The sequence below is a fragment of the Streptomyces sp. TAA486 genome (genome assembly GCF_000426165.1).
Map to the genome: position 1 here is coordinate 68611 of NZ_AUEV01000022.1, position 25838 is coordinate 94448.

Consider the following 25838-nt stretch of genomic DNA (forward strand, 5'->3'; position numbering starts at 1 on the left):
CTCGGGAGCGTGGCCGGCCGTCGGCGCAGCCGGGCCGGAGTCGGCAGATGGAATGAGCGGTCCCCGCTTGCGGGACTAAGCTGCGGAAGGACAGAGAGGGGAGCGTCCCCTTACTGCCTGACCGCTCTGAGGAGCGATTAACGATGTTCGAGAGGTTCACCGACCGCGCGCGGCGGGTTGTCGTCCTGGCTCAGGAAGAAGCCCGGATGCTCAACCACAACTACATCGGCACCGAGCACATCCTCCTGGGCCTGATCCACGAGGGTGAGGGTGTCGCCGCTAAGGCACTGGAGAGCCTCGGGATTTCGCTCGAGGCGGTCCGCCAGCAGGTGGAGGAGATCATCGGCCAGGGCCAGCAGGCGCCCTCGGGCCACATCCCCTTCACGCCCCGTGCGAAGAAGGTGCTGGAGCTGTCGCTCCGTGAGGCCCTTCAGCTCGGCCACAATTACATCGGTACGGAACACATCCTGCTCGGCCTGATCCGCGAGGGCGAGGGCGTCGCCGCCCAGGTCCTCGTGAAGCTGGGCGCCGATCTGAACCGGGTGCGGCAGCAGGTCATCCAGCTGCTCTCCGGCTACTCCGGCGGCAAGGAGGCGGCCACCGCAGGCGGCCCCGCCGAGGGCACGCCCTCGACCTCCCTTGTCCTGGACCAGTTCGGCCGCAACCTCACGCAGGCCGCCCGCGAATCCAAGCTCGACCCGGTCATCGGGCGCGAGAAGGAGATCGAGCGGGTCATGCAGGTGCTTTCGCGCCGTACGAAGAACAACCCGGTGCTCATCGGCGAGCCCGGCGTCGGCAAGACCGCCGTCGTCGAGGGTCTGGCGCAGGCGATCGTCAAGGGCGAGGTGCCGGAGACCCTCAAGGACAAGCACCTCTACACCCTCGACCTGGGTGCCCTGGTCGCCGGCTCCCGCTACCGCGGTGACTTCGAGGAGCGCCTGAAGAAGGTGCTCAAGGAGATCCGCACCCGCGGCGACATCATCCTGTTCATCGACGAGCTGCACACGCTGGTCGGTGCGGGCGCCGCCGAGGGCGCGATCGACGCCGCGAGCATCCTCAAGCCGATGCTGGCCCGCGGTGAGCTGCAGACGATCGGTGCCACGACGCTCGACGAGTACCGCAAGCACCTGGAGAAGGACGCGGCCCTCGAGCGCCGCTTCCAGCCCATCCAGGTCGCCGAGCCGTCGCTGCCGCACACCATCGAGATCCTCAAGGGTCTGCGCGACCGGTACGAGGCGCACCACCGCGTCTCCATCACGGACGCCGCCCTGGTCGGCGCCGCCACGCTCGCCGACCGCTACATCTCCGACCGGTTCCTGCCGGACAAGGCGATCGACCTGATCGACGAGGCCGGCTCCCGCATGCGCATCCGCCGGATGACCGCGCCGCCGGACCTGCGCGAGTTCGACGAGAAGATCGCGAACGTGCGCCGGGACAAGGAGTCCGCGATCGACTCGCAGGACTTCGAGAAGGCGGCCTCTCTCCGCGACACGGAGAAGCAGCTGCTGGCCCAGAAGGCCAAGCGGGAGAAGGAGTGGAAGGCCGGCGACATGGACGTCGTCGCCGAGGTGGACGAGGAGCTGATCGCGGAGGTCCTGGCCACGGCCACGGGCATCCCGGTCTTCAAGCTCACCGAGGAGGAGTCCTCGCGTCTGCTGCGCATGGAGGACGAGCTGCACAAGCGCGTCATCGGGCAGGAGGACGCCATCAAGGCGCTCTCCCAGGCGATCCGGCGTACGCGCGCCGGTCTGAAGGACCCGAAGCGTCCCGGTGGTTCGTTCATCTTCGCGGGCCCGTCCGGTGTTGGTAAGACGGAGCTGTCCAAGACGCTCGCCGAGTTCCTCTTCGGCGACGAGGAGGCGCTGATCTCCCTCGACATGTCGGAGTTCAGCGAGAAGCACACCGTCTCCCGGCTCTTCGGCTCGCCTCCCGGATACGTGGGATACGAAGAGGGCGGTCAGCTGACCGAGAAGGTCCGCCGCAAGCCGTTCTCCGTGGTCCTCTTCGACGAGGTCGAGAAGGCGCACGCGGACATCTTCAACTCCCTGCTGCAGATCCTGGAGGACGGCCGCCTGACCGACTCCCAGGGCCGGGTCGTCGACTTCAAGAACACGGTCATCATCATGACGACCAACCTCGGCACCCGGGACATCTCCAAGGGGTTCAACCTGGGCTTCGCCGGCCAGGGTGACGTCAGTGCCGGGTACGACCGGATGAAGGCCAAGGTCAACGACGAGCTGAAGCAGCACTTCCGCCCGGAGTTCCTCAACCGTGTCGACGACACGGTGGTCTTCCACCAGCTGACCCAGGACGACATCATCCGCATCGTCGACCTGATGCTCGCGATGGTGGACGAGCGGCTCAAGGACCGCGACATGGGTCTGGAGCTGAGCACGGACGCCAAGCAGCTGCTCGCGAAGCGAGGCTACGACCCCGTGATGGGCGCCCGGCCGCTGCGCCGGACGATCCAGCGCGAGATCGAGGACCAGCTGTCCGAGAAGATCCTCTTCGGTGAGCTGCGTCCTGGCCACATCGTGGTCGTGGACACCGAGGGTGAGACCGACGAGGACAAGAAGTTCACCTTCCGCGGCGAGGAGAAGGCCGCCCTGCCCGACGCACCTCCGGTGGAGTCGGCGGCGGGCGGTGGCCCCAACCTCTCCAAGGAGGCGTAAGGCCGAGGCCCTACTGCGAGAAGTCCCCCGTCACCGAGTGGCGGGGGACTTCTCGTGGTTCATGCGGGGTGCTCGATGACGCGTATGCCGTCCGGTACGTCGGTCACCGGTGGCAGGCGCGGATCCACGCGCAGCGCGGTCAGCGACGGGAACGAGCTCAGCCACCCCATCTTCATGCCCGCGCCCAGGTCGAAGGCGATCCACAGATGGGTGAGCCGGTCGGCCACGAGCCCGTCCAGCAGCTCACCCGGTGTGAACCGGCCGACGATCTTCACCCGCTCCCTGCCGCCCAGCTTCCGCAACTCCGTCAGCTCGGCCCGGTCCGTGACGGGGAAGAACAGCCCTTCGGGGTCGAGGTGCCGGATGACCTCTGCCGCGTACCGCTCCGTCTCGAAGTTGCGCCACCCGCGGGCGAGTTCGGTACGCACCTTCAGCGACTTGCGGTGCCGCATCCGGGCCAGATAGTCGACGGCGGCGTCGTCCTCGATGCGCGTCACGGTGAGGGCCAGCCGGTATGCCTTCTCCTCCGGCACCGACGCCGGATCGGGAATCATCTCCAGCACGATCGGGCCGACCCAGCCGAGCCCGCGGGCGCCCCGGTCGTCGGTGGGCGAGACCATGTTCTGCGTCTCGCGGCGCACGCGGGCGTGGGTCTCCGGGTCCAGCTCGGTGACGTACTCCAGACACGCCGCCGCGAGCAGCCGCCGCCGCTTCCGCTTCATCCCGATCGCTCCGGGAGCGAGGAGTCCCTGCAGCAGCGTCGCGCACTCGCGCGGGCGGGCGTGGGCGACCGCCATGCGGAAGACTTCCTCCCACTCCGGCTCGTGCGCGTGCTCCAACAGCAGGTCCAGACTGCCCTGCTCCACCGCTTCCTTCGCCGCCAGGTAGTCCTGAACCGTGCGGTGGACGAACTCCACGGATCTGTCCGCCTGTTCACGCAGCAGCCCGGTGCGCTCCAGCAAGTGGTCGAAGATCTGCTCCGGATTTCCCTGACCCGCGACCTTGGGCAGGGCGGGGAGGTGACGAGCGATCTCCCGTAGCGCGCCCGCGTGGTCGAGAACGGTGCGCTCGTCGGTCAGCATGCGAAAGGCGAGCTTGCGCAGCAGGGTCTCGCGGTGCGCGCGTGGCAGGACGATCGTGTCCGCCTGCACCCGCCGCTCGGGGTCGCGTCGCTCCAGGAGCATCTTCATCGCCGCGTCGTACAGCTCCCCGCGGCCCTTCGGCATGGAGCCCGACCTGTCGCGGTTCAAGGCGCAGATCAGCCCGCACATCAGCGGATTGGTGGCGAGTACGCGCAGCTCGCGGAAGAGTGGGATGGACCGCAGCAGCATTTCCTTGTACTCGTTCAGACGGTCGTGGTCTTTCCCCTCGTCGGTGCGTGCCGCGGTGTGCCAGGCGGTGATGAAGGCCGCGACCTGGTCGCGGTTCATCGGGGCGAGAGTGAGGTCCGTGAAGCCGTCCTCGGCCAGCCAGTCCGCGTCCACGGCCGGCGGACGCGAGGTGACGAGGCACAGGTTGCCGGAGTACCTCTGCAGCAGCGGGCGTAACTGGACGTGGACCGCCTCGCGTTGGGGCTCCGGCGCCTCGTCGATGCCGTCGACGAGAAGCAGGCCCCGCTCCGAGGCCAGTACGCGTTCGACCCAGCCCTCCGGTGCCTCCGCCGCGAGTGGATGGTGCACGGCCGACAGGAACTCCGCGGGAGCGGGAAATCCCTCGGTGGCGAAGCGGCGCACGGGCAGCACGAAAGGTATGCGGTCGTGCAGCGTCTGCAGTTCCTCGGGGAGGGCCGCGCGTGCGGTGGAGACGGCCAGCCACTGGATGAGGGTGGTCTTGCCCGAGCCCGCGACCCCGCGCAGCAGCACGCGTTTGTGCCTGGCCAGTGCGCGGTCCGCGGTCATGACGGGGGCGGCCCCTCCGGCACCGGCACCTGATTCGCTGCCGTGCTCGTCGCCGCTCTGATCTGCGTTCTCCTCGGGGAAGCCCTGCCCGTCGCCGTTGGCGTCTGCGGTGTCGCCGTCGCCGCTGAACTCCGCGGAGAGGTTGAGGTAGGTCGCGTCGAGGGACCAGTGGTCGGGCGCGTCGGGGTTGGGCAGGTCGATGCCGTAGATGGTGACGCGGTTGAACTGCTCCGCGACGTGCCGCAGATACCGCAGCTCGAACTCGGCGTCCTCCGGGCCGGGCCGGGCCGCCGACGCCGCCAGCGCCTCCCTGTCCTCGAATTCGACGAGTTCGCGGACGTACTTGCACTGGTCGGGAAGCGAGTTGGCGAGCGCGGGGGAGCTCTCGACGATCAGATGGAGGAAGTGGAGGCAGACGGCCGCCAGCAGGTCCTCGAAGAACCACGAGGCCTCGGAGGACAGTTCGGGGTCGGTGTCCGGCACGGCGGAGTGCAGCCGCCTCGCGTATGCGGGCGCCCCCAGCCGCACGGCCTCCGCGTCCGTGGTGTCCAGGTCGCCGACCGCCCACAGCGAGTGTGCGAGGAGGTTCGCGACGGCGGGCTCCTCGTCCGCGGCCAGCCGCTGCCCCGTGCCCCTCAGTCCCAGCCGCATCAACTCGGCGGCCACCTCGGACAGTTCGGCCCAGCCCAGCGTCGGTTCCTCGCCGCGGTAGGCGACCAGGTGGGCCATGAGCCGCCCCGAGGGAGACGCCGGAGCGGCGGCAGCGACCGGGCCCGGAACGAGAAGAGGACTGATGAGCGGGTCGACGACGGAGGAGGCGAGACGTACGACGGGCTGATCCATGGACTCGGGGACTCCCGGCAGGGCTGCTGTCGGCGGTGGAGTGCGCTGACAGGCGAAGCGGATGAGTGTGCGTCAGGTCACGTTGCGTGTCCAGCCTATTCGGCCGGACCCCGCCCGGCCACGGTCGGGGAGCCGACCGCCGTCAGCCGGCGGAGAACACGTCGCTCTCCCGCACAACTGTCAGATGGGCGGGGAGAGTTGCCGTGTACCGGGGCGCCGTCTCCGGGACGACGAGCGTGTGCAGGCGCGGGAAGGCGGAAAGCCACTCCTGCCCACCCTGACGCACGTAGCCGTCGCGCAGCCACAGGTGCGTCAGCCGGTGCGGGTCGAGGTGTTCGACCAGCTGGTCGGGGTGGTACTTGCCGACGATCTGGACGCGCGAGCGGCCGCCCATGGCACGCAGAGCACGCAGATGGTCGGTGTGGTGCGCGGTGAAGTACAGCTGCGACTCGTCGAGATGAGCGATGATCTCGCGCGCGTACTCGTCCGTGTCGAACCGGTGCCACGCCCAGACCAGTTGACGCCTCAGATCGAGCGAGGAGTGGTCGCGGAAGCGTGCCAGCACCGGGAGCGCGGCGTCCGTACCCGTACGGGAGGCGGCCACGACCGCACACGTGGCCTCGGCGTCCGTGAGCCCCTCCGGTCCGGGCAGCAGTCCCAGCAGCATCGGGCCCCCGATATCGGCCACATGACGCGCAGCGGCCATGCTCCTCGGCGGGAAGAGCCGCGAGGTCTTCGCGGTGACCTCCTCGCGCACCTGCGGATGCAGGTCGGTCGCATGCTCCAGGCAGGCCGCGGCCAGCAGCAGATTCCGTACGCCGCCGGGCTGCCGGCCCTCCTCCGCTCCATCCGCGCCCTCCTTCGCTCCTTCCGAACCGTCCTCGTCCGGCACGCGCGTGACGAGCCCGCGCAGCAGCCGCGCACGGTCCACGGGCTGCGCGTAGGCGACCGCCATGCGGATCACGTCCTCCCAGTGATCCTTGTGCGCGTTGTCGAGCAGCAGCGGGAAGTCGCCCTCCTCGACCGCCGCCTTGGCGCCCAGAGCGTCCTGGAACGTGCGGTGTACGAAGTCGACGCGGCCCTCCGCCGGTTCGCGCAGCACCCCGGACCGGTCGAGCAGATACCGGAAGAGCTCCCTGGGTGTGGCGTCGACCGGAGCCACCAACGGCAGCGAGCGGCCGAGTTGGGCGACGGCGTCCTCCTCGTCCATCTCCGTGCGGCCGTTGCGGATCATCCAGTGCGCCAGCCGCTCGAGCAGCAGCAACTGAGCGTCCTTCGTCAGGCGCAGCCCGTCCGGTACCGGTACGGAACGCTCGCGGTCGCGGCGCTCCAGCAGCATCGAGAGCGCCGCGTCGTACAGATCCCTGCGGCCGTACGGGAGGGCCCCGCAGCGTTCGCGGCTGAGCGCGCACAGCAGCCCGCACATCAGCGGGTTGACGGCGAGACGCCCCAGGTCGGGGTTGGTGCGGACGGCGGTGATCAGGGCCTCGGCATGTCCGGGCTCCGCCTCGGCGGCGCTGTGCCAGCGGCTGATGAACGCGGCGACGTCGTAACGCGACATCGGCGAGAGAGACAGCTCCGTGAAGCCCTGCCCGGCCAGCCAGTTCTCGGGAGCGGCGGACGGACGCGACGTGACCAGCCAGAGGTTGCCGGGGAAGTCGCCGGTCAGTTCCCGCAGCCAGCGCCTCGCCTCCTCCCTCCGGTCCGCGGGCACCTCGTCGACGCCGTCGATCAGGAGGAGCGCACGGCCCGCCGTGAGCACCCGCAGGGCCCACCCGTCGGGCTGCGCCCCGGCGAGGTTGCTGCGTACCGCGTGCAGGAAGCGGTCCGGTGCAGGCAGGCCCTCGTGCATGATGCGACGGAGCGGCAGTACGAAGGGGACGCGGCCCAGCAGATGCGTCGTCTGCTCGTCGTAGGCCTGCCGGGCGGCCGTCACCGCCAGCCACTGCATCAGCGTCGTCTTGCCCGAGCCGGCGCCGCCGCGCAGCAAGACCCGGTCGTGACCGGCCAGGATGCGGTCGGCCGCCAGCGGTGCCCCCGAACGGAGGGGCTGTACCTGCTCATCTGCGCCACCGTGCGTCCCCTGGGCGTCCGGCGTGTCCTGCGTGATCTCGAGCGGTATGTAGGCGGCGTCGAGGCGCCACTCGCGGTGGTGGCCGAAGTCGAGGCCGTAGATGGCCAGTTCCCCGTGCCTGCGGGCGATGTGCTCCGCGTAGCGCTGCTCGAAGCGGGCGTCCTCCGCCGAGCGTGCCGGGACGCGTTCGAGGAGCAGATCGGCGGTGTTGATGAGGCGGTCGAGCTGGTGCGTCTGCTCGGTGAGGGTGCGGGGGATGAACGTCGAGCGGCGGCTGAAGAAGTCCAGGATGTGCAGGCAGGCCGTGTGCAGCAGGGGCCCGAAGTACGCGTCGGCGTCGGCCGAGAGCGAGCGCGGGACGGTCAGCCTCCGCGCAAGGCCCTGGGGTCCGAGGCGAACTGCCTGCACGTCGTCCATCTCCAGGTCGCCGAGGCTGTGCAAGGCGGTCGTGAGCGCGTCGGCCAGTTCGCGGCGGGTCTCCTCGCAGGGGCCCTCGCGCGGGCCGGACACGTGAGCGGCGCGCTCCGTCAACTCGGCGGCCAGCCTGCGCAGGTCCCTGTCCGTGAGGGTGCGCTTCTCGCCCCTGAAGGAGACGAGCGAGGAGACGCGGACCGGCCGGTCGGTCAGTCCCGCTCCCGGGCCCTCCTGCACGAACAGCTTCTTGACGATCGGTCCGACCGCTGCGGAGGCGATGCGCGTGGCGATCGTGACGGGCTCCATGGGCGGATCGTAAGGGACGGGAAGGGCGCCCGGCGCGGGAGTTGGGGAGTCGCAGGGATGCACGCTCCCTGTCCGCGCATGCACACACGGTCATGCGACGTGGGTCACTCGCCACCCCTGTGAACCGGCCCCGCAGATGCTTCTCGGCGTGAGGTGGGGCACAGCCCCGCAGGCGTGTACGAGCGGCGTTAGGAGTGCCGCGGCGCCGAGTTCCGGTCTTCCGCCTTCCGCGGTGCGCCGCTGCACAGAGCGGTTGTGAGGGGACGGCCGCATGGACGCTGTCCGAATAATCCTTAAGAGTGCCTTGCCGTCCTCTCTGTCCTTACCGGCCGCATTAGTAATAACGCTCTTTGGTATCCCGGATCGTGCGGGTTACCAATGATTTGTCCCCGAGATCCCACGCCGGGGTTCCCCCAAGCCATTCCGGAGGTAGTACCCGTATGTCGAAGACGCCCAAGAACGCGCACAACCCCCGTAGCCGCAACCGCCTCGCCGTAATAGCGGCCGGGCTCGGCGTATCGGTGGTCCTGGGTGCGGGCTCGGCTGTCGCCGCCCACTCGGACGGGCAGGGCGACGTCTTCGCGTCAGGAACCGCGTCGCAGATGGCCGACTCCGCGCGGTCACAGGCCGACTCCGCGCGTGCGCAGGCCGACCAGCAGCACATGCAGGCCGCGGCCAAGAAGAAGGCGCAGGAGCGCGCGGAGGACCAGAAGGAAGACCGGAGTTCGCGCAGCGCCGACCGCAAGAGCTCCGTGAAGAAGAAGGCGCACTCATGGACCAAGCCCGTGTCCGGCAAGTACCAGCTGAGTGCTGGGTTCGGCAACAGCGGTGACCGCTGGTCGCACAAGCATTCCGGCCAGGACTTCGCGGTGCCGACCGGCACTCCCGTGAAGGCCGTGCACAGCGGCACCGTCGTCAAGGCGGGCCCGAACGGCGCCGGTGACGGCTCTTCGTACGGCAACGCCATCGTCATCAAGCACAAGAACGGCACCTACTCCCAGTACGCGCACCTCTCGAAGCTGAAGGTGAAGTCCGGTCAGCAGGTGAAGACCGGCCAGAAGATCGGGCTTTCGGGCTCGACCGGCAACTCGTCCGGTCCGCATCTGCACTTCGAGATCCGCAGCACGCCTGACTACGGGTCCGGCAAGGAGCCGGTCCAGGTCATGCGTTCGCACGGCGTCAAGATCTGACGAGCCGTCAGCCCCGGCCGGACCGGTCCCGACCGGTCCGGCCGGGGCGGTTCTGCCCGGCGCGGTTCCCCCACGGGACGGGAACCGCGCCGCGGTGGTCTGTGCGACCTGGTGCGGACGGGCTCGTCCCTCGGCCGGGTCGTGCCACCGCGCAGCGCGCCGGCTGGGTCAGTCACTGCCCCCGTGCGCCGTGGCCAGCAGCTCCTGGGCGACTTCGAGGACGGCCTGACGCTTGTCCTCGGGGTCGCTCTCGATGTCCTGAAGCGTGAACATCCCTGCGTGCACCGTGAACAGCGCGGCGGAACAGCGCACTTGATCGCTCAGCCCGGCGTCCGGCAGCTGGATGATGGCGATCAGCTTCAGCAGTCGGTCCTTGAAGGACTCGCCGATGCTCAGCTCGCGCATCGTGGCCTGATTCTCGTGCATGAAGCGGAAGAGGGGGGCGGCCTGGTGCAGGACCTCGCTGTAGCGCCGCAGCACCTCCAGCTTCGTCTCCAGGACGGGAGGCTGCTCGCCGGCCCATGCGATCAGCTCGTCGCAGGGCCGGGCCAGGTCCTCGAACAGGCTGATGACGATGTCTTCCTTGGTCTTGAAGTGGTAGTACAGCGCGGCCTTGGTGACGCCGAGATGCTCGGCGATCTCCCGGAGCGAGGTCTTCTCGTATCCGCGTGCCGCGAAGAGCTCCAGGGCGACGTCCTGAATGCGCTGCCGCGTGTTGCCCCTGGTCATGAGCCTCGGCCCCTCGTCTCCCGACAAACTTACTTGACGCCCGGCTAGCTGCCGTCCTAACTTGCTCATGGTACTCAACTAGCCGGTCGGCAAGTAAGTGAGGTGGGGGAGCGGGATGAGCACGGAGACAGCGGGACAGCCGGCCGGGAAGGCCGACGGAGGGCCCGGCCCCAGCGTACGGATGTCCGTCTTCGCGCTGATGATCGCCGTGATGCTGGCCATGCTCGACAACATGATCGTCGGCACCGCGATGCCCACGATCGTGGGCGAGCTCGGCGGCCTTGAGCACCTCTCCTGGGTGGTCACCGCCTACACCCTCACGACGGCCGCCTCGACGCCGCTCTGGGGGAAGATCGGCGACATGTACGGCCGCAAGGGCGTCTTCCTGACCTCGATCGTGGTCTTCCTCGCCGGTTCCGTCGCCTCGGGTGCCGCACAGACGATGTCCCAGCTCATCGGCTTCCGCGCGCTCCAGGGTCTCGGTGCCGGCGGCCTGATGGTCGGCGCGATGGCGATCATGGGCGAGCTGGTGCCGCCCCGCGAGCGCGGCAAGTACATGGGCATGATGGCCGGAGTCATGTCGCTCGCCATGATCGGTGGCCCGCTCGTGGGAGGCACCCTCACCGACCACCTCGGCTGGCGCTGGGCCTTCTACATCAACGTCCCCCTGGGCGGCATCGCGCTCGTCATGGTCGTCACCCTGCTGCATCTGCCCAGGAGGCGTGCGAAGGGCAGCATCGACTACACGGGGGCGATCCTGCTCACCACGGGGATCACCGCCGCGGTACTGGTCACCAGCTGGGGCGGCACGGAGTACGACTGGTCCTCGTCCGTGATCATCGGCCTCTCCGCGCTGGCGCTCGCCGCGGTCGTGGCGTTCCTCGTCGTGGAGCGGCGGGTCGCGGAGCCCGTACTGCCGCTGGGCATCTTCCGCAGCCGCAACTTCTCACTGATGGCGCTGATCGGTTTCCTGCTGGGCTTCGTGATGTTCGGAGCCATGACGTTCCTGCCGCTCTACCAGCAGAGCGTCCAGGGCGCCTCGGCGACCAACTCCGGGCTGCTGCTCCTGCCCGTGCTGCTGCCGATGATGGTCGTCTCCGTGACCACGGGCCGGGCCACCACGCGCACCGGCCGGTACCGCGCGTATCCGGTGATCGGCGGCGCCCTGATCCCCGTCGGGCTCCTCCTCCTCGCGCAGCTGGACGTCGGCACGAGCCGGACCACCTCCGCGCTCTACATGATGGTGCTCGGCGCCGGCATGGGCTTTTTGATGCAGCTGACGATGCTCATCGCACAGAACAGCGTGGAGCTGAAGGACATGGGTGTCGCCTCGTCGACGACCACGCTCTTCCGCACGATCGGCGGCTCCTTCGGCGTCGCCCTCATGGGCACGCTCTTCGCCGACCGCGTCCGGGAGACCATGACCGAGCGCGCTGGCCCCGCCGCGGGCGGCGGGCCCAGCGGTGGCAGCGGGACACCCGCGCAGCTGGACGCGGCGTCGCTGGAGCGGCTGCCGGCGCAGGTGCGCGAGGCGTACGAGCACGCGGTGGCCGACGGCACACACACCGTCTTCTTGGTCGCGGCCGTGACGGCGCTGCTCATCTTCGTCGCCACCTGGTTCGTCAGGGAGGTCCCGCTCAAGGGCGAAGAGCCGGCCGCGAAGGACGAGGCCGAACCGTCCACGGAGCCCGAGGGCAGTGTCAGCCCCGTGTGACAGCCTCTACGCATGAACACGCCGGGCATGGCGCGACTGCGCGCCATGCGCCTCGCCAAGGACGCCATGGACCGCGACTGGTCCGATCCCGGGCTCGACCTGGACGCCGTCGCGGCCCATGCCGGTTACTCGCGTTATCACTTCGTCCGGGCCTTCAAGGCCGCCTACGGGGAGTCGCCGGGCCAGTACCTCAGCCGCCGCCGGATCGAGCGGGCGGAGGAGCTGCTGCGCTCGGTGAACCTGTCGGTGACGGAGATCTGCATGGCGGTGGGCTTCACCAGCCTCGGCACCTTCTCCGCGCGCTTCAAGAAGCAGACCGGCACCAGCCCGAGCGACTACCGCAGGCAGCACGGCCGCAGGGCGGCGGCGATGATCCCCGGCTGCTACGCGATGCTCTTCACCGGCGGCTTCAAGGAGGCTCCTCCGGCGCCCGGGCGTCCGCCGGGCACGGGCCCTGAGGGCTCGCCCGGCGACGGGCCGGTGCCGGGCGGCGAAGAGCGCAACAACGGAGAAGCCCCCCGACAGCGGCGCTGAAAAGGTGAGACACAGCCGCGGGCACTGCCGCGGCGAGATCCCTGACCGTCGACAGATCCGGAGCTGACCGTGATCAAGAGTCTGGCCATCACCACCGTCTGGTCCACCGACCAGGAGCGCGACAAGAAGTTCTTCGTCGAGACCCTCGGCTTCACCGAGCGCATGGACATGGACATGGGCGAGATGCGCTGGGTCACCGTCAGCCCTCCCGGGCAGCCCGACGTGCAGCTCACCCTGATGCGCCCGGACGGCCCCGGCCTGGACCCGGAGTCGCGCGAGGCCATGACGACGCTGGTGAACAAGGGCGCGCTCGGGGCGGGCGTGTTCAGCACCGACGACTGCCACGCCACGTATGCCGAGCTGAAGGCGAAGGGCGTCGAGTTCCTTCAGGAGCCGCAGGAGCGCCCGTACGGCATCGAGGCTCTCTTCCGCGATCCGTCCGGCAACTGGTACTCGCTCACCCAGCAGCGGGAGAGCGAGGAGCTGGACATGAGCAAGCCCTGGAGCGGCTCCGTCGACGACGCACAGGGCGACGCCTAGGACGAGCCCGGGACGACGCCCGGGAAGGACAAGCCGACGGCGCCGCCGCGCCCGGGGGACCGGCGGCGCCGTCGAGGTCAGGTGAGTGGCAGCCGGTAGAAGCCGCCGTGCATCGGCTCGACGAGGCCGTCGGCCACCAGTCCGTCCAGGGCGCGCGCCCGCTGTACGGGGTCGTTCCAGACGCGGTCGAGGGTGGCCTGCGGCACGGGCGTCACCGCCTCGCGCAGCACCGCCAGCAGCTTCCCGCGCACCTGCCGGTCCGTCCCGGCATAGGTCTGGGTGCGGCGCGGCGGGTCCACGTGTTCGGGAGCACCCGCAAGCTGCCACGCACAGAGATGCGTGATCGGGCACCGCGAGCAGGAGGGGGCGCGAGCGGTGCACACCAGCGCCCCGAGTTCCATCGTCGCGGCCGCCCAGCGCGCCGCCGTCGTCTCGTCCTCGGGGAGCAGCGCGCGGGCGAGCTTGCGCTCGGCGGCGGTGGTGGCGTTCGGCGGGTACTGCCGGCCGCTGACCGAACGGGCGAAGACGCGGCGGACGTTGGTGTCCAGGACCGCGTGCCGCTGTCCGTATGCGAATGAGGCGACGGCCGCCGCCGTGTACTCGCCGACGCCGGGCAGCGCCAGGAGTTGCGGGTGTTCGCGCGGCACGTCGCCGCCGTGCCGTTCAGCTATGGCGGCCGCGGCACCGTGCAGGCGCAGAGCGCGCCGCGGGTAGCCGAGCCGCCCCCAGGCGCGCACGGCTTCGCCGGGCGGTTCGGCGGCGAGGTCGGCGGGGCGTGGCCAGCGGCTGAGCCACTGCTCGTACACCGGCAGCACCCGGTTCACGGGGGTCTGCTGCAGCATGAACTCGCTGACCATGACCCCCCACGCGCCCGCTTCGGGGCGGCGCCAGGGAAGGTCTCGGGCGTTCGCGTCGAACCAGTCGACGACGGGGGAGTGGAGGGCGCGGGCGGTCTGCTCGAAGGAGCCGGGGGTCTCTGCCGACTCGGCTCCGGGCTCGGGCTCGGGCGGAGCGGTCTCGGTGGTCGCAGTCATGGCAGGACCGATCCTGACACGGAGGCAGCCGCCCGAGAGACGCGACGCACAGGCGACGGGTGTGGTCATCTCATCCGTGACACCCCTGGTACGCGCCGCTGTCCCGGCGGGACGGGGAGTTGGAACGCGCGTGCGCGAAGTGGGCGGCGCGGTGGGCGAGATCGTGGCGCGCTGACGGCGGCAGCGGCCCCGTGCCGGATGCGGAGACTTCCTGAACGGAAGCCCTCCGGTGCTCGTGAAGGGTCGTCACATCAGCCTATGAGAGGTGTGTGTACAGGGTCTTCGCAATTCAGGTACGGATGATCCGCACGTTCATCATAAAAGTTGCCGCATCGTGCAACGGGTACCGGGCTTTGGGGCCCGCGTTGTCTCGTAAGGTTTGCGCGTGGGATCACTGCGTAATCCGATCGGCCCCCTCCCTTCCTCCATCTACTGGCGCCGAAGGGCAGTTGCTCTTGTCATCGTCGCGCTGCTGGTTCTGCTCGCGGTCTGGGCGCTCGGCCTGGGCGGCGGTGACAGTGGCAACCAGGGCAAGGGTGACGACGGCAAGCCGCCCGTCAGCACCATCACACCCGGGCCGACGGATTCCGGTCCCGCGATCACCGAACGCCCCGGCGGGCGCGACGAGTCCAACGAGGGCGCCGGCTCCCAGGGCGGCTCCGGAGGCGACGAAGGGGACGGCGGATCCGGTGGCGCGGATGACGGATCGTCGGGCGGCGGCTCGGGCTGGCGGCCCGGCGGCAGCGGCTCGTCGGCCACCACCGGCGGCGACAGCGCGGGCGGCGGCGGTTCCGGCTCGGGAGCGGGAGGCGGCTCGGGTGATTCCGGCGGCGGCGCGGCCGTACCGGCCGGGTCCAAGCTGCCGGCCTGCGGTTCCGGCGTCACGGTGACCCTACGCAGCGTGCACGAGGAGTACGAGCCGGGGGAGAAGCCCGAGTTCGAGCTGACGGTGAAGAACAAGCGCGGCACGCCCTGCAAGCTCGACCTGGGACGCAAGGAGTCGATCGTCACCGTCAAGAGCGCCGGCGGCAAGAAGATCTGGGAGTCCGACGACTGCGTACGCGATGAGAAGCCCGCGCTCTACCAGCTCTCCGGGAGCGGGACCTCCACCCACACCTTCGTCTGGTACCGCGAGCCCAGTGTGGCCAACTGCGGTACGCCGGCGAGCGATTCGGTGAAGCCCGGTGACTACGAGATCGAGGTCGACGTCAAGGGCGTGAAGGAGCTCGACGCCTCCTTCGAACTGAAATAGGGGCCGCTTCCCCTACGAGACCCGGCAGCAGGCGTGCGCGGGACGGCCGGGCGCCGGTGTGCGGCCGCCCGGCAGGTAACGTCCCCTCAGACGTACCGCTCCAGAATGCTGGACTCCGCGAGTCTGGAGAGTCCTTCCCGCACGGAGCGGGCCCGCGCCTCTCCGACTCCGTCGACAGTCTGCAGATCGTCCACGCTCGCCGCGAGCAGCTTCTGCAGACCGCCGAAGTGTTCGACCAGGCGCTCGATGACGGTGCCCGGCAGCCTCGGCACCTTCGCCAGCAGCCGGAATCCGCGGGGTGAGACGGCGGAGTCCAGCGTCTCGGGAGCCCCGCTGTAGCCCAGCGCCCGCGCCACCGTGGGCAGTTCGAGCAGCTCGGAGTGGGTGAGCCTGTCCAGTTCGCCGAGGGCCTCGCCGACCGTGCGGGAGCGGCGCCCGCTCGGCTCCGGCACGTAGTCGCGGGCCACCAGCTCGCGCTCCGGCTCGACTCCCGCGATCAACTCGTCGAGCTGGAGGGAGAGCAGCCGCCCGTCCGTGCCCAACTCCACGACGTATTCCGCGATCTCCGTCGCGATGCGGCGCACCATTTCGAGGCGCTGGGCCACGGCGGAGGCGTCGCGTACCGTCACCAGGTCCTCGATCTCCAGTGCGGAGAGCGTTCCCGCGACCTCGTCGAGCCGCAGCTTGTAGCGCTCCAGGGTGGCCAGGGCCTGGTTGGCGCGGGAGAGGATCGCCGCCGAGTCCTCCAGCACGCGCCGCTGCCCGTCCACGTAGAGCGCGATCAGTCGCATCGACTGGCTGACGGAGACCACCGGGTATCCCGTCTGGATGGAGATCCGCTGCGCGGTGCGGTGCCTGGTGCCGGTCTCCTCCGTGGGGATCGAGGCGTCCGGCACGAGCTGTACGCCGGCCCGCACGATCTTGGTGATGTCACGGTCGATGATCAGCGCGCCGTCCAGCTTGCACAGCTCGCGCAGCCGCGTCGCCGAGAAGTCCACATCGAGGACGAAGCCGCCGGTGCACAGCGGTTCGACGTTCCTGTCCATGCCGAGGAGGATGAGTCCGCCGGTGTTGCCTCGCAGGACCCGCTCAAGGCCGTCACGCAGGGCTGTACCGGGCGCCACCGCGCTCAGCGTGGCGCGCATCAGGCCCTCGGCACCGGATCCTCCCCCACCGGTCCTGCCGGGAGCTGCTGCCCGGTCATTGGCTGCCACGGCACTCCTTCGGTCGTTCGTGCGTACGGGCGGGACCGGGGCAAAGTCTACCGGCGGCGCGCGCCGCACCCTACTGCGCTGGCGGGGCGGCACCCTGCCGGAGTGTGCCGGACGCCTTGGACCGGGTGGGCAGCACGGCCAGCGCATCCCCGATGTCCGCGACCTCGCGCACGCGCATGCCCTCCGGGACCTTCCCGGGGTCGACCGGAACGAGGGCGTGTGTGAAGCCCAGACGGGCGGCCTCCGCGAGCCGGCGCTGCACGCCCGTGACGCGGCGCACCTCACCGGCGAGACCGACCTCGCCCACGGCGACGAGGTTCTTCGGGAGCGGGGTGTCACTCGCCGCGCTCGCCAGAGCCAGCGCGACGGCCAGGTCCGCGGCCGGTTCGGAGAGCTTCACGCCGCCGACGGTCGCGCTGTAGATGTCCCGCTTGCCGAGGGCGCTGATCCTGCCCCGCTGCTCCAGCACCGCGAGCATCATCGAGACGCGGGAGGTCTCCAGGCCAGAGGTCGTGCGCCGGGGGGAGGGGATCTGGCTGTCCACGGTGAGCGCCTGCACCTCCGCGACGAGGGGACGGCGGCCCTCCAGCGTCACCGTCAGGCAGGTGCCCGGTACCGGCTCGGCGCGCCGGGTCAGGAAGAGCCCTGAAGGGTCGGCGAGGCCCGTGATGCCCTCGTCGTGGAGCTCGAAGCAGCCGACCTCGTCGGTCGTCCCGTACCGGTTCTTCACGCCGCGCACCAGGCGCAGCCGCGCGTGACGGTCGCCCTCGAAGTGCAGGACGACGTCGACGAGATGCTCCAGGAGGCGCGGCCCGGCGATCGACCCGTCCTTGGTGACGTGGCCGACGAGCAGCGTGGACATGCCGCGCTCCTTGGAGGCGCGGATCAGGGCGGCGGCCACCTCGCGCACCTGTGCCACTCCGCCGGCGGCGCCGTCGATCTCGGGGGACGCGACGGTCTGGACGGAGTCCATGACCAGCAGGCTGGGCTTCACCTCGTCCAGGTGCGCGAGGACGGCGGACAGGTCGGTCTCCGCGGCGAGGTACAGGTGGTCGCCGATCGCCCCGATGCGGTCCGCGCGCAGCCGCACCTGGCCCGCCGACTCCTCACCCGTGACGTAAAGCGTGTGATGGGCCTCGTCGGACGCCTTGGCCGCGACGTCCAGCAGCAACGTCGACTTGCCCACGCCCGGCTCGCCCGCGACCAGGACCACCGCTCCGGGCACCAGCCCGCCGCCGAGCACCCGGTCCAGCTCCGGGACACCGGTGCCGCGCGCCGCGACCTGCGTGCTGTCGACCTGGCCGATGGGCAGGGCGGAGGCGGAGACGCGGCCGGGCGCCGTCGTGCGCGCGGCGGGAGCGCCGCCGACCTCGTCGACGGTGCCCCACGCGTGACACTCCGGGCAGCGGCCGAGCCACTTGGCCGTCTGCCAGCCGCACTCCGAACAGCGGTACGTGGGGCGGTCCTTGGCGGAGGGTTTGCGGGGAGCCATGGTCGTCACCGTAGACGGGGGCGCTGACAGCGCGGGCACCACCCGGGTTCCGCAGGCTGCTCGAACCTCCGGTGGTGACGTCGCGTACCGGCTCGGGCCAACCCTTCCGCGCTCTCCTGTCACGCTGCGTGTGCGGCGTCGGCCGCTTCCCGTGCCACCCGGTGTCACCCGTGCGTGTAAGGGCAGTTGGGCCCTTCGAGAGGAGGCACGTCCCCTTTCGTGGGAGATGGTCACCCGTAAGGATTAAACCTGGGCAACTGGGTCCGCAGCGGAAGCGCCGCCCGCCTACCGTCTCCGGGTGATGAGCAGCAGGCGCGACCACCCCACGCACACCACCGGTGCACACCGTGCGCATTCGGTGCGGCGGCCGAAGCAGCACCAGCGCTCCGGTGCGTCCAAGGTCTTCAGCAGAGCCGGCTCGTCCCCGAAGGCGGGGGCGAGCGGCAAGGCCGGTGCGGCCGCTTCGGCCGTCGCCGACGCGGCGGGCACCTCCGGCGCCGTGCGCACGGCGGGCACCTCCGCCGGCACGGTCGCGTGGCCCGAGGCCGAGGGGTCGGTCGGTCGGTCAGCCGGCGCCGGTGCGGCCTCAGTTGCGACGGCAACGGCAGAGGCGGCTCCGGAGGGCTGGTCGACCGACCCGGGGCTGGTCCGCTACGAGCCGTACCTGGACGGCCTGTTCACGTACTGCCTGTCGGTGATGTGCGAGCACGACGCGGCCATCAGCGCCGTCGGCGAAGCGCTCGTGATCGCCGAGCGGCAGCACGAGCGTGACCGCGCCCCCTCCCGCCGCGCCCTGCACCGGCCGTGGCTGTACGCGCTCGCCCGCTGGGTCTGCCTGCGTCGGCTGGCCGAGCAGAACAGCCGCGAGGGCAACCGCGGCACGGTGCCGGCCACCGCCGCGCATCTCACCGAGGCCGCTCGCACGCAGCGCCGCCGCGACCTGGCGGCCCTCGCATGGCCGGAGGCTGCCGGCACCACACCCGAGCAGCGTGAGGCGCTGGAACTGGCGGTGCGCCACGGCCTGCCCGCGCACGAAGTAGCCGCCGTGCTGTCGCTCAGCGCCGAGGCCGCGAGCGCGGTGCTCTCACAGGCGGCCTGCGAGGTGGAGCGCACCCGCGCCGCGCTCGCCGTCGTCAAGTCCGGTGGCTGCCCCGCCGTCTCGGGCCTCGCCGGTGAGGACCAGCTGCTGCTCGGCCCCGCCTTCCGGCGCGAACTCGTCAAGCACGTCGACGAGTGCCCGCACTGCCGCCGCGCCGCCGAGCGGGCCATGTCCGGCGTCGCGTGGCCGGGCACCGCGCCGGCGGGTACCGCGGTGCTGGCGGTGCTCGAGGCCCCGAGTCCGGCCGTGGAGGCTGCCGTGCTCGCCGTGCGGCGGGCGCGTCACAAGCACATCCCCCGGTTCGACAGGACGGGCTTCCCGGTGGAGGTGAAGGACCGTGGCGCGCGCCGCGACAAGCTGCGCTCCAGGGCCGTGACCACCACGGTCGTGGCCACGGTCATCGCCGCCCCCGTGCTCGCGCTGTGGGCGGCGTACCGGGGTGCTCCGCTGACCGGGGAGTCGGACGGCTCGTCCGTCTCGGCCGCCGGCCCCGACGAGGAATCGGCCCTGCGCGGGCAGCCGTTCGAGAACGCGGCGCAGGACGGTACGCGCGGGCACGACGGCCACCGGAAGCACGACAAGGGCGCCGACTCGCGCAAGAAGGACGGCAAGGACAAGGACGGCAAGGACAAGGACGGGGCCACCGAGGGCGCCGGCCGGCTGGCCGTCGACGCACGGCCCGTGGGCGGCGCGACGCTCATCAGGCTGACGGCGAGCGGGAGTTCACCCGTGCGCTGGTCGATGTCCGGTGACGCCTCATGGCTGGTCTTCAGCCGTACGAGCGGCGTGCTGCGACCCGGCGAGACCATCACGGTCCGGGTCGGTGTCCTGCGGAGCCGGGAGCCCGCGGGCGCCTGGTCCGCGCACATCCGGGTCGCACCGTCCGGTGCTGTCGTCACGATCCAGGGACGAGGTTCCGGATCGACCTCACCGAAGCCGCCGTCGAACCACCCGACTCCGACGCCGTCCGACGATCCCACTCCGACGCCGTCAGAGGATCCGACGACTCCGCCGCCGTCGGATCCCCCGTCCTCCGGCGACCCGAGTTCGTCCCCCCGCTGACGCGGGCAGCGGCCCCGGCCGGTCGACACAGCCGACCGGCCGGGGCCACCGCCCTCGTTCAGTTCCGCGTCGGCCGCGGGTCGGCCGGGTGCGGAGCCAGCAGCGGCAGCGGCGAGAACCGCGACCCCGGACGGGAAGCCGCACCGCCGTTGCCGTCGGCACCGAGCCGCTGTTCGCACAGCTCGGCGAGGGCCTCATAGCCCGCCTCTCCCATCAACTCCGTCAACTCCGGCTTGTACGACACAAATACGGGGTCACCGGCCCCGTGCGCGGAGGGTGCCGAGGTGCACCACCAGTGGAGGTCGTGCCCTCCCGGACCCCAACCCCGCCTGTCGTACTCGCCGATCGAGACGACCAGCACCTGCTCGCCGTCGGCTTGCTCGACCCACTCGAAGGTCCTGCGGATGGGCAGCTGCCAGCACACGTCCGGCTTCGTCTCCAGCGGTTCCCGGCCCTCCCGCAGCGCCAGCTTGTGCAGGGCACAGCCCTGACCGCCGGCGAACCCGGGCCGGTTGTTGAAGATGCACGCCCCATCCCAGCGGCGCGTCTGCCGCTCCCCGTCGTTCTCGTCGTTCTCCACCCAGCCGGACTCGGTGCCCACGTCGTGGAACTGCCATGTCTCGGGCGTCAGTCGCGCCACGTGCGCGGCGACGCGCTCCTCGTCCTCCTCGTCGGAGAAGTGCGCGCCCAGCGTGCAGCAGCCGTCGTCCGCCCGGCCGGGCCTGATGCCCTGACAGCCCTGCCCGAAGACGCACTGCCACCGCGAGGTGAGCCACGTCAGGTCGCAGCGGAAGAGCTGTTCGTCGTCGGCGGGGTCGGGGAACTCCACCCAGGCCCGCGGGAAGTCCAGGCCGGTCTCCTCGGACCGGGGGCCGGCGCCGTCCCGGCCCTGCGCTTCCTCGTCCACCGCACTGCTCCCGCCGGCCCGCTGCTGTGCGATCTGTGCCTCCTGGTGGCCCTGTGCCTCTTGAGCTCCCTGGGCCTGTTGTCCCGGCTGCCCCGGCTTTACCTGTCCGCCCTGCTTCCGGCGCTTCGCCGCTTTCGTCTTACCCACGTGCCCCAGCGTAGCCGTGGCGGCGCCCGATACGGCTAGCGTGACCGTATGAGACTCGGTGTCCTCGACGTGGGCTCGAACACGGTCCACCTGCTCGTCGTAGACGCGCACTCCGGCGCGCGACCCCTTCCCGCCTATTCCCACAAGGCAGAGCTCAGACTCGCCGAACTCCTCGACGGGGAGGGCGCGATCAACTCCGACGGCATCGACCGCCTCGCCGCCACCGTCGCCGAGGCACTTCAAGTCGCCGAGGACCAGGGCGTCGAGGACCTTCTCCCTTTCGCCACCTCCGCCGTGCGCGAGGCGGCCAACGCGGAGCACGTACTCGCACGCGTCGCCGAGGAGACCGGCGTCAAGCTGGAGGTGCTCACGGGCGAGGACGAGGCGCGGCTCACCTTCCTCGCCTCGCGTCGCTGGTTCGGCTGGTCCGTGGGCCGGCTGCTGCTCCTCGACATCGGCGGAGGCTCGCTGGAGATCGCCTTCGGGCAGGACGAGGAGCCGGACGTCGCCGTCTCGCTGCCCCTCGGCGCCGGCAGGCTCACCAGCGGCTGGCTGCCCGGTGATCCGCCCGACACGGAGGCGCTGCGGTCGCTGCGCCGCCACGTACGGACCGAAATCGCCCGCGTCGTCGGCGAGTTCACCCGCTTCAACTCCCCGGACCACGCGGTGGGCACGTCCAAGACGTTCAAGCAGCTCGCCCGCATCGCCGGTGCGGCACGAAGCTCCGAAGGCCCGTACGTCGAACGGCGGTTGAGCCGCGCCGGGCTGGAGGAATGGGTCCCGCGCCTGGAAGCCATGACCGTCGAGGAACGTGCGGAACTGCCGGGGGTCTCGGAGGGCAGGGCTCGCCAACTCCTCGCCGGCGCCATGGTCGCGGAGGCCGCGATGGATCTCTTCCGCGTCGACGAGGTCGAGATCTGCCCCTGGGCGCTGCGCGAGGGCGTGATCCTGCGCCGCCTCGACCACCTGCGCGGCTCGTGAGATCCCTCACGGCAGCGGGGGCCGTACGCGCGCTGCCGCGGCCCCCATGGGGCGTCGCGGCAGCGTCGTGACCAGCGGGACGATCAACGGGTGCACCGCGGCGGGGTGGCCTTCCGCTCCCAGGTTGATCATCCAGCCGGAGCCTTAGGCTGTCTGCTGTGGTTCAACCTGCTGCGCGCGTCCCCGATGTGAAGGTCGCCCTGTCCACGGCCTCCGTCTATCCGGAGTCGACGGCGACGGCCTTCGAGATCGCCGCACGCCTCGGCTACGACGGAGTCGAGGTCATGGTGTGGACGGACCCGGTGAGCCAGGACATCGAGGCACTGCGCCGCCTTTCCGACTTCCACGGCGTGCCCGTGCTCGCCGTACATGCCCCCTGTCTGCTGATCACGCAGCGCGTGTGGTCCACGGATCCCTGGGTGAAGCTCCAGCGTGCGCGGTACGCGGCCGAGCGGCTCGGTGCGTCGACGGTCGTCGTGCACCCGCCCTTCCGTTGGCAGCGCAACTACGCGCGCGACTTCGTCAGCGGAGTGTGGCGGATGGCAGGCGAGACCGACGTGCGCTTCGCCGTCGAGAACATGTTCCCGTGGCGCTACCGCGACCGCGAGATGCTGGCCTACGCGCCCGACTGGGACCCGACCCAGGACGACTACCGGCACTTCACGATCGACCTCTCGCACACTGCGACGTCCCGCACCGACACCCTTGCCATGCTTGACCGCATGGGTGACAGGCTCGGGCACGTGCACATCGCGGACGGCACCGGATCCAACAAGGACGAGCACCTGGTCCCCGGGCGCGGCACGCAGCCGTGCGCGGAGATGCTGGAGCGGCTCGGTGCGACCGGCTTCGACGGCCACGTGGTCGTCGAGGTCAACACCCGTCGCGCGATGTCCGCGGCCGAGCGGGAGACCGACCTCGCCGAGGCACTCGCGTACACGCGGCTCCACCTGGCGTCGGCGGCCGTCGGGGGCGCGTCCCCGCAAGGCCAGCGGTGAGCGCGAACGGGCCGGTACGCAGACGCGGCCGCCCCGCGTCGGCGGAGAAGGGCGCCGGAGAGCCGGCAAGCCGGGACCGCATCCTCAGCTCGGCACGTACGGAGTTCGCGGAGCGCGGCTACGACAAGGCGTCGATCCGGGCGATCGCGCGCGGCGCGGGCGTGGACTCCGCCCTCGTGCACCACTACTTCGGCACCAAGGAGCAGGTCTTCTCCGCCGCCGTGCAGGGAGCGATGGCGCCCGCCATGCAGATGCCCGACTTGCTGCTCTCGGGCAGTCCCGAGGAGTGGGGCGAGCAAATCGTCGGCTACATCTTCGGCATCTGGGAGGACGCGGCCACCCGTGAACCCCTGCTCGCCATCATGCGCTCCGCGCTCACCAATGAGACGGCAGCGTCGATCTTCCGTGGCCTCATGACCCGCAACCTGCTGGAGCGGGTCGCAGGCGCCCTGGACGCGCCCGATGCGGCACTGAGGCTGGAGCTGGCGATGGCGCAGCTGGTCGGCACCGCGATGCTGCGTTATGTGATCAAGGTGGAGCCGATCGCGTCAGTGCCGCCCGAGGAGCTGATCCCCCGGCTCGCGCCCGTCGTGCAGCGGCATCTCACCGGCTGAGCCCCGGCGGGGGCAGGCCGCCGGCGGCCGTGCGGCCGCCCTGGACGGCAGGTCTCAGCATGTGATCCCGAGGTCCGGATCGCGGGCGTGTGGGCGTATCCTCGGGCGCTACCGAATGTGCGAGCTGCCGCCCCGCAGGCGAGGCGAACGCAGGCGCCGGGCGGCGCGCACCGGAGACATCGCGCGTCACCGGAAGGCGCACGCACCGTACGAGGGAGTTCCACCATGCCCGAGCTGAGGTCCCGCACCGTCACACACGGCCGCAACATGGCGGGTGCCCGAGCCCTCATGCAGGCCTCGGGCGTAGCGCGCGAGGACTTCGGCAAGCCGATCATCGCGGTCTCCAACAGCTTCACCGAGTTCGTCCCCGGGCACACGCACCTTCAGCCCGTGGGCAGGATCGTGAGCGACGCGATCAAGGCGGCGGGCGGCATCCCGCGCGAGTTCAACACCATCGCCGTGGACGACGGCATCGCCATGGGCCACGGCGGCATGCTCTACTCCCTGCCCTCCCGCGACCTGATCGCCGACTCGGTGGAGTACATGACGGAGGCGCACTGCGCCGACGCCCTGATCTGCATCTCCAACTGCGACAAGATCACGCCCGGGATGCTCAACGCCGCGATGCGGCTCAACATCCCGACCGTCTTCGTCTCCGGCGGCCCCATGGAGTCCGGCACGGCGACCCTCGTCAACGGCACGGTCCGCAAGCTCGACCTGATCAGTGCCATCTCCGAGTCCGCCAATGAGAGCGTCTCGGACGAGGACATGCGCCGCATCGAGGACAGCGCCTGTCCCACCTGCGGCTCCTGTTCCGGCATGTTCACCGCCAACTCGATGAACTGCCTCACCGAGGCCATGGGCCTCTCCCTGCCGGGCAACGGCTCCGTCCTCGCCACGCACACCGCCCGCAAGGCGCTGTACGAGGACGCTGGCGCCGCCGTCGTCGAGCTGGCCAAGCGCTACTACGAGCAGGACGACGAGACGGTGCTGCCCCGGAGCATCGGCAGCCGTGCCGCCTTCGAGAACGCCATGGCGCTCGACATCGCCATGGGCGGCTCCACCAACACGATCCTGCACCTGCTGGCCGCCGCCCAGGAGGCCGAGCTCGACTTCACGATGGCGGACATCGACCGGCTCTCCCGCTCACTGCCCTGCCTGACCAAGGTCGCGCCGAACGGCACGTACTACATGGAGGACGTGCACCGCGCCGGAGGCATCCCCGCCATCCTCGGCGAGCTCTACCGCGCGGGCAGGCTCAACGAAGACGTGCACAGCGTGCACTCCCCGTCGCTGGCCGACTGGCTCAAGAGCTGGGACATCCGCGGCGGCTCGCCCTCCGCGAAGGCCACGGAACTCTTCCACGCGGCGCCCGGCTGTGTCCGTTCCGCCTCGGCCTTCTCGCAGTCCGAGCGCTGGGACTCCCTCGACACCGACGCCGCGGGCGGCTGCATCCGCGACATCGATCACGCCTACTCCCAGCAGGGCGGGCTCGCCGTGCTCTACGGCAACCTCGCCGAGAACGGCTGCGTCGTGAAGACGGCGGGCGTCGACGAGTCGATCCTCACCTTCACCGGCCCGGCCGTGGTCTGCGAGTCGCAGGAGCAGGCCGTCGAGGCCATCCTCGCCAAGCAGGTCAAGGAGGGCGACGTCGTCGTCATCCGCTACGAGGGCCCCAAGGGCGGCCCCGGCATGCAGGAGATGCTCTACCCGACGTCGTTCCTCAAGGGACGCGGGCTCGGCAAGGCATGCGCGCTCATCACCGACGGCCGCTTCTCGGGCGGCACTTCGGGCCTGTCCATCGGCCACGTCTCGCCGGAGGCGGCGGGCGGCGGCACGATCGCGCTCGTCGAGACCGACGACGAGATCGTCATCGACATCCCGAACCGCACCATGAGGCTGAACGTCCCGGACGAGGAACTCGCCGCGCGCCGCGAGGCACTGAACGGCCGGTACGCGCCCCGCGACCGCGACCGCAAGGTGTCCACGGCGCTGCGCGCCTACGCGGTCATGGCCACCAGCGCAGACAAGGGCGCGGTGCGCGACCTGACTCAGCTCGGCGGCTAGCCCGCAACCGGCCCGGCCGTCCGTCCGGCTTGGGCCGTGCGGGACCCCTACGGGTCC

The 25838-nt window shown here is 70.7% G+C and carries 19 protein-coding genes; 11 read left to right on the forward strand and 8 right to left on the reverse strand.

Features of this window, described 5'->3' with window-relative positions:
* Positions 1-143 precede the first annotated feature (143 nt).
* Positions 144-2672 carry an ATP-dependent Clp protease ATP-binding subunit gene (locus I004_RS0126890; protein ID WP_028438039.1) on the forward strand — a complete coding sequence of 843 codons (2529 nt, stop codon included), beginning with the start codon at positions 144-146 and terminating at the stop codon, positions 2670-2672.
* Between the two features lie 59 nt (positions 2673-2731).
* On the opposite strand, the gene I004_RS0126895 is transcribed toward I004_RS0126890, so the two are convergent.
* Both I004_RS0126895 and I004_RS0126900 read right to left on the reverse strand, forming a co-directional pair.
* A complete protein-coding gene (locus I004_RS0126895) occupies positions 2732-5413 on the reverse strand; it encodes an NACHT domain-containing protein (protein WP_028438040.1) in 2682 nt (893 codons plus the stop codon).
* 142 nt (positions 5414-5555) lie between these two features.
* Positions 5556-8207, reverse strand: a complete 2652-nt coding sequence (locus tag I004_RS0126900) for an NACHT N-terminal Helical domain 1-containing protein (RefSeq protein WP_028438041.1) — start codon at positions 8205-8207, stop codon at positions 5556-5558.
* Between the two features lie 440 nt (positions 8208-8647).
* Here I004_RS0126900 and I004_RS0126905 point away from each other — a divergent pair, with 440 nt between their 5' ends.
* On the forward strand, positions 8648-9397 hold the full coding sequence (locus tag I004_RS0126905) for a peptidoglycan DD-metalloendopeptidase family protein (RefSeq protein ID WP_028438042.1): 750 nt from the start codon (positions 8648-8650) through the stop codon (positions 9395-9397).
* Between the two features lie 168 nt (positions 9398-9565).
* Here I004_RS0126905 and I004_RS0126910 read toward each other — a convergent pair whose 3' ends face one another.
* Positions 9566-10126 carry a TetR/AcrR family transcriptional regulator gene (locus I004_RS0126910; protein ID WP_051345483.1) on the reverse strand — a complete coding sequence of 187 codons (561 nt, stop codon included), beginning with the start codon at positions 10124-10126 and terminating at the stop codon, positions 9566-9568.
* Positions 10127-10241: 115 nt separating this feature from the next.
* On the opposite strand from I004_RS0126910, the gene I004_RS0126915 reads away from it, so the two are divergent.
* The 3 genes from I004_RS0126915 to I004_RS0126925 all read left to right on the forward strand — a co-directional run bounded on the left by I004_RS0126915 (position 10242) and on the right by I004_RS0126925 (position 12914).
* On the forward strand, positions 10242-11840 hold the full coding sequence (locus tag I004_RS0126915) for an MDR family MFS transporter (protein WP_028438044.1): 1599 nt from the start codon (positions 10242-10244) through the stop codon (positions 11838-11840).
* A 12-nt stretch (positions 11841-11852) separates the two neighbouring features.
* Entirely contained in the window at positions 11853-12374 is a 522-nt protein-coding gene (locus tag I004_RS36280) for a helix-turn-helix domain-containing protein (protein WP_486580417.1), read from the forward strand.
* 69 nt (positions 12375-12443) lie between these two features.
* Positions 12444-12914, forward strand: a complete 471-nt coding sequence (locus I004_RS0126925) for a VOC family protein (protein WP_028438045.1) — start codon at positions 12444-12446, stop codon at positions 12912-12914.
* 77 nt (positions 12915-12991) lie between these two features.
* Here I004_RS0126925 and I004_RS0126930 read toward each other — a convergent pair whose 3' ends face one another.
* Positions 12992-13948 carry an A/G-specific adenine glycosylase gene (locus tag I004_RS0126930; RefSeq protein WP_028438046.1) on the reverse strand — a complete coding sequence of 319 codons (957 nt, stop codon included), beginning with the start codon at positions 13946-13948 and terminating at the stop codon, positions 12992-12994.
* Between the two features lie 385 nt (positions 13949-14333).
* On the opposite strand from I004_RS0126930, the gene I004_RS0126935 reads away from it, so the two are divergent.
* A complete protein-coding gene (locus I004_RS0126935; RefSeq protein ID WP_028438047.1) occupies positions 14334-15200 on the forward strand; it encodes a hypothetical protein in 867 nt (288 codons plus the stop codon).
* Between the two features lie 86 nt (positions 15201-15286).
* Here the strand turns inward: I004_RS0126935 and disA are convergent, their stop codons facing one another.
* Positions 15287-16414 carry a DNA integrity scanning diadenylate cyclase DisA gene (disA, locus tag I004_RS0126940; RefSeq protein ID WP_028438048.1) on the reverse strand — a complete coding sequence of 376 codons (1128 nt, stop codon included), beginning with the start codon at positions 16412-16414 and terminating at the stop codon, positions 15287-15289.
* A gap of 70 nt (positions 16415-16484) precedes the next feature.
* Positions 16485-17906: a DNA repair protein RadA gene (gene radA / locus I004_RS0126945; protein ID WP_028438049.1), complete on the reverse strand. Its 1422-nt coding sequence runs from the start codon at positions 17904-17906 to the stop codon at positions 16485-16487.
* 301 nt (positions 17907-18207) lie between these two features.
* Between radA and I004_RS39670 the strand changes: the two genes are divergently transcribed.
* Positions 18208-20067 (forward strand): sigma-70 family RNA polymerase sigma factor, encoded by a 1860-nt coding sequence (locus tag I004_RS39670; RefSeq protein ID WP_051345484.1) that lies wholly within the window; start codon positions 18208-18210, stop codon positions 20065-20067.
* A 58-nt stretch (positions 20068-20125) separates the two neighbouring features.
* On the opposite strand, the gene I004_RS36290 is transcribed toward I004_RS39670, so the two are convergent.
* The gene (locus tag I004_RS36290; RefSeq protein WP_078511845.1) at positions 20126-20974 is read right to left on the reverse strand and encodes a DUF3109 family protein; all 849 of its coding nucleotides are present in this window, start codon (positions 20972-20974) and stop codon (positions 20126-20128) included.
* A 195-nt stretch (positions 20975-21169) separates the two neighbouring features.
* Here I004_RS36290 and I004_RS0126960 point away from each other — a divergent pair, with 195 nt between their 5' ends.
* A complete protein-coding gene (locus tag I004_RS0126960; protein WP_028438050.1) occupies positions 21170-22102 on the forward strand; it encodes a Ppx/GppA phosphatase family protein in 933 nt (310 codons plus the stop codon).
* A gap of 6 nt (positions 22103-22108) precedes the next feature.
* Here I004_RS0126960 and I004_RS40525 read toward each other — a convergent pair whose 3' ends face one another.
* Complete coding sequence (locus tag I004_RS40525; protein WP_486580421.1) at positions 22109-22234, reverse strand: hypothetical protein; 126 nt, start codon at positions 22232-22234, stop codon at positions 22109-22111.
* 26 nt (positions 22235-22260) lie between these two features.
* Here I004_RS40525 and I004_RS0126965 point away from each other — a divergent pair, with 26 nt between their 5' ends.
* From I004_RS0126965 to ilvD, 3 genes are all read left to right on the forward strand, one after another.
* On the forward strand, positions 22261-23100 hold the full coding sequence (locus tag I004_RS0126965; protein ID WP_028438051.1) for a sugar phosphate isomerase/epimerase family protein: 840 nt from the start codon (positions 22261-22263) through the stop codon (positions 23098-23100).
* Positions 23097-23714, forward strand: coding sequence for a TetR/AcrR family transcriptional regulator (locus tag I004_RS0126970; RefSeq protein ID WP_028438052.1), 618 nt, complete (start codon positions 23097-23099; stop codon positions 23712-23714). The genes I004_RS0126965 and I004_RS0126970 overlap by 4 nt, the downstream gene beginning before the upstream one ends.
* A gap of 225 nt (positions 23715-23939) precedes the next feature.
* Entirely contained in the window at positions 23940-25781 is a 1842-nt protein-coding gene (ilvD, locus tag I004_RS0126975; RefSeq protein ID WP_028438053.1) for a dihydroxy-acid dehydratase, read from the forward strand.
* Positions 25782-25838 lie beyond the last annotated feature (57 nt).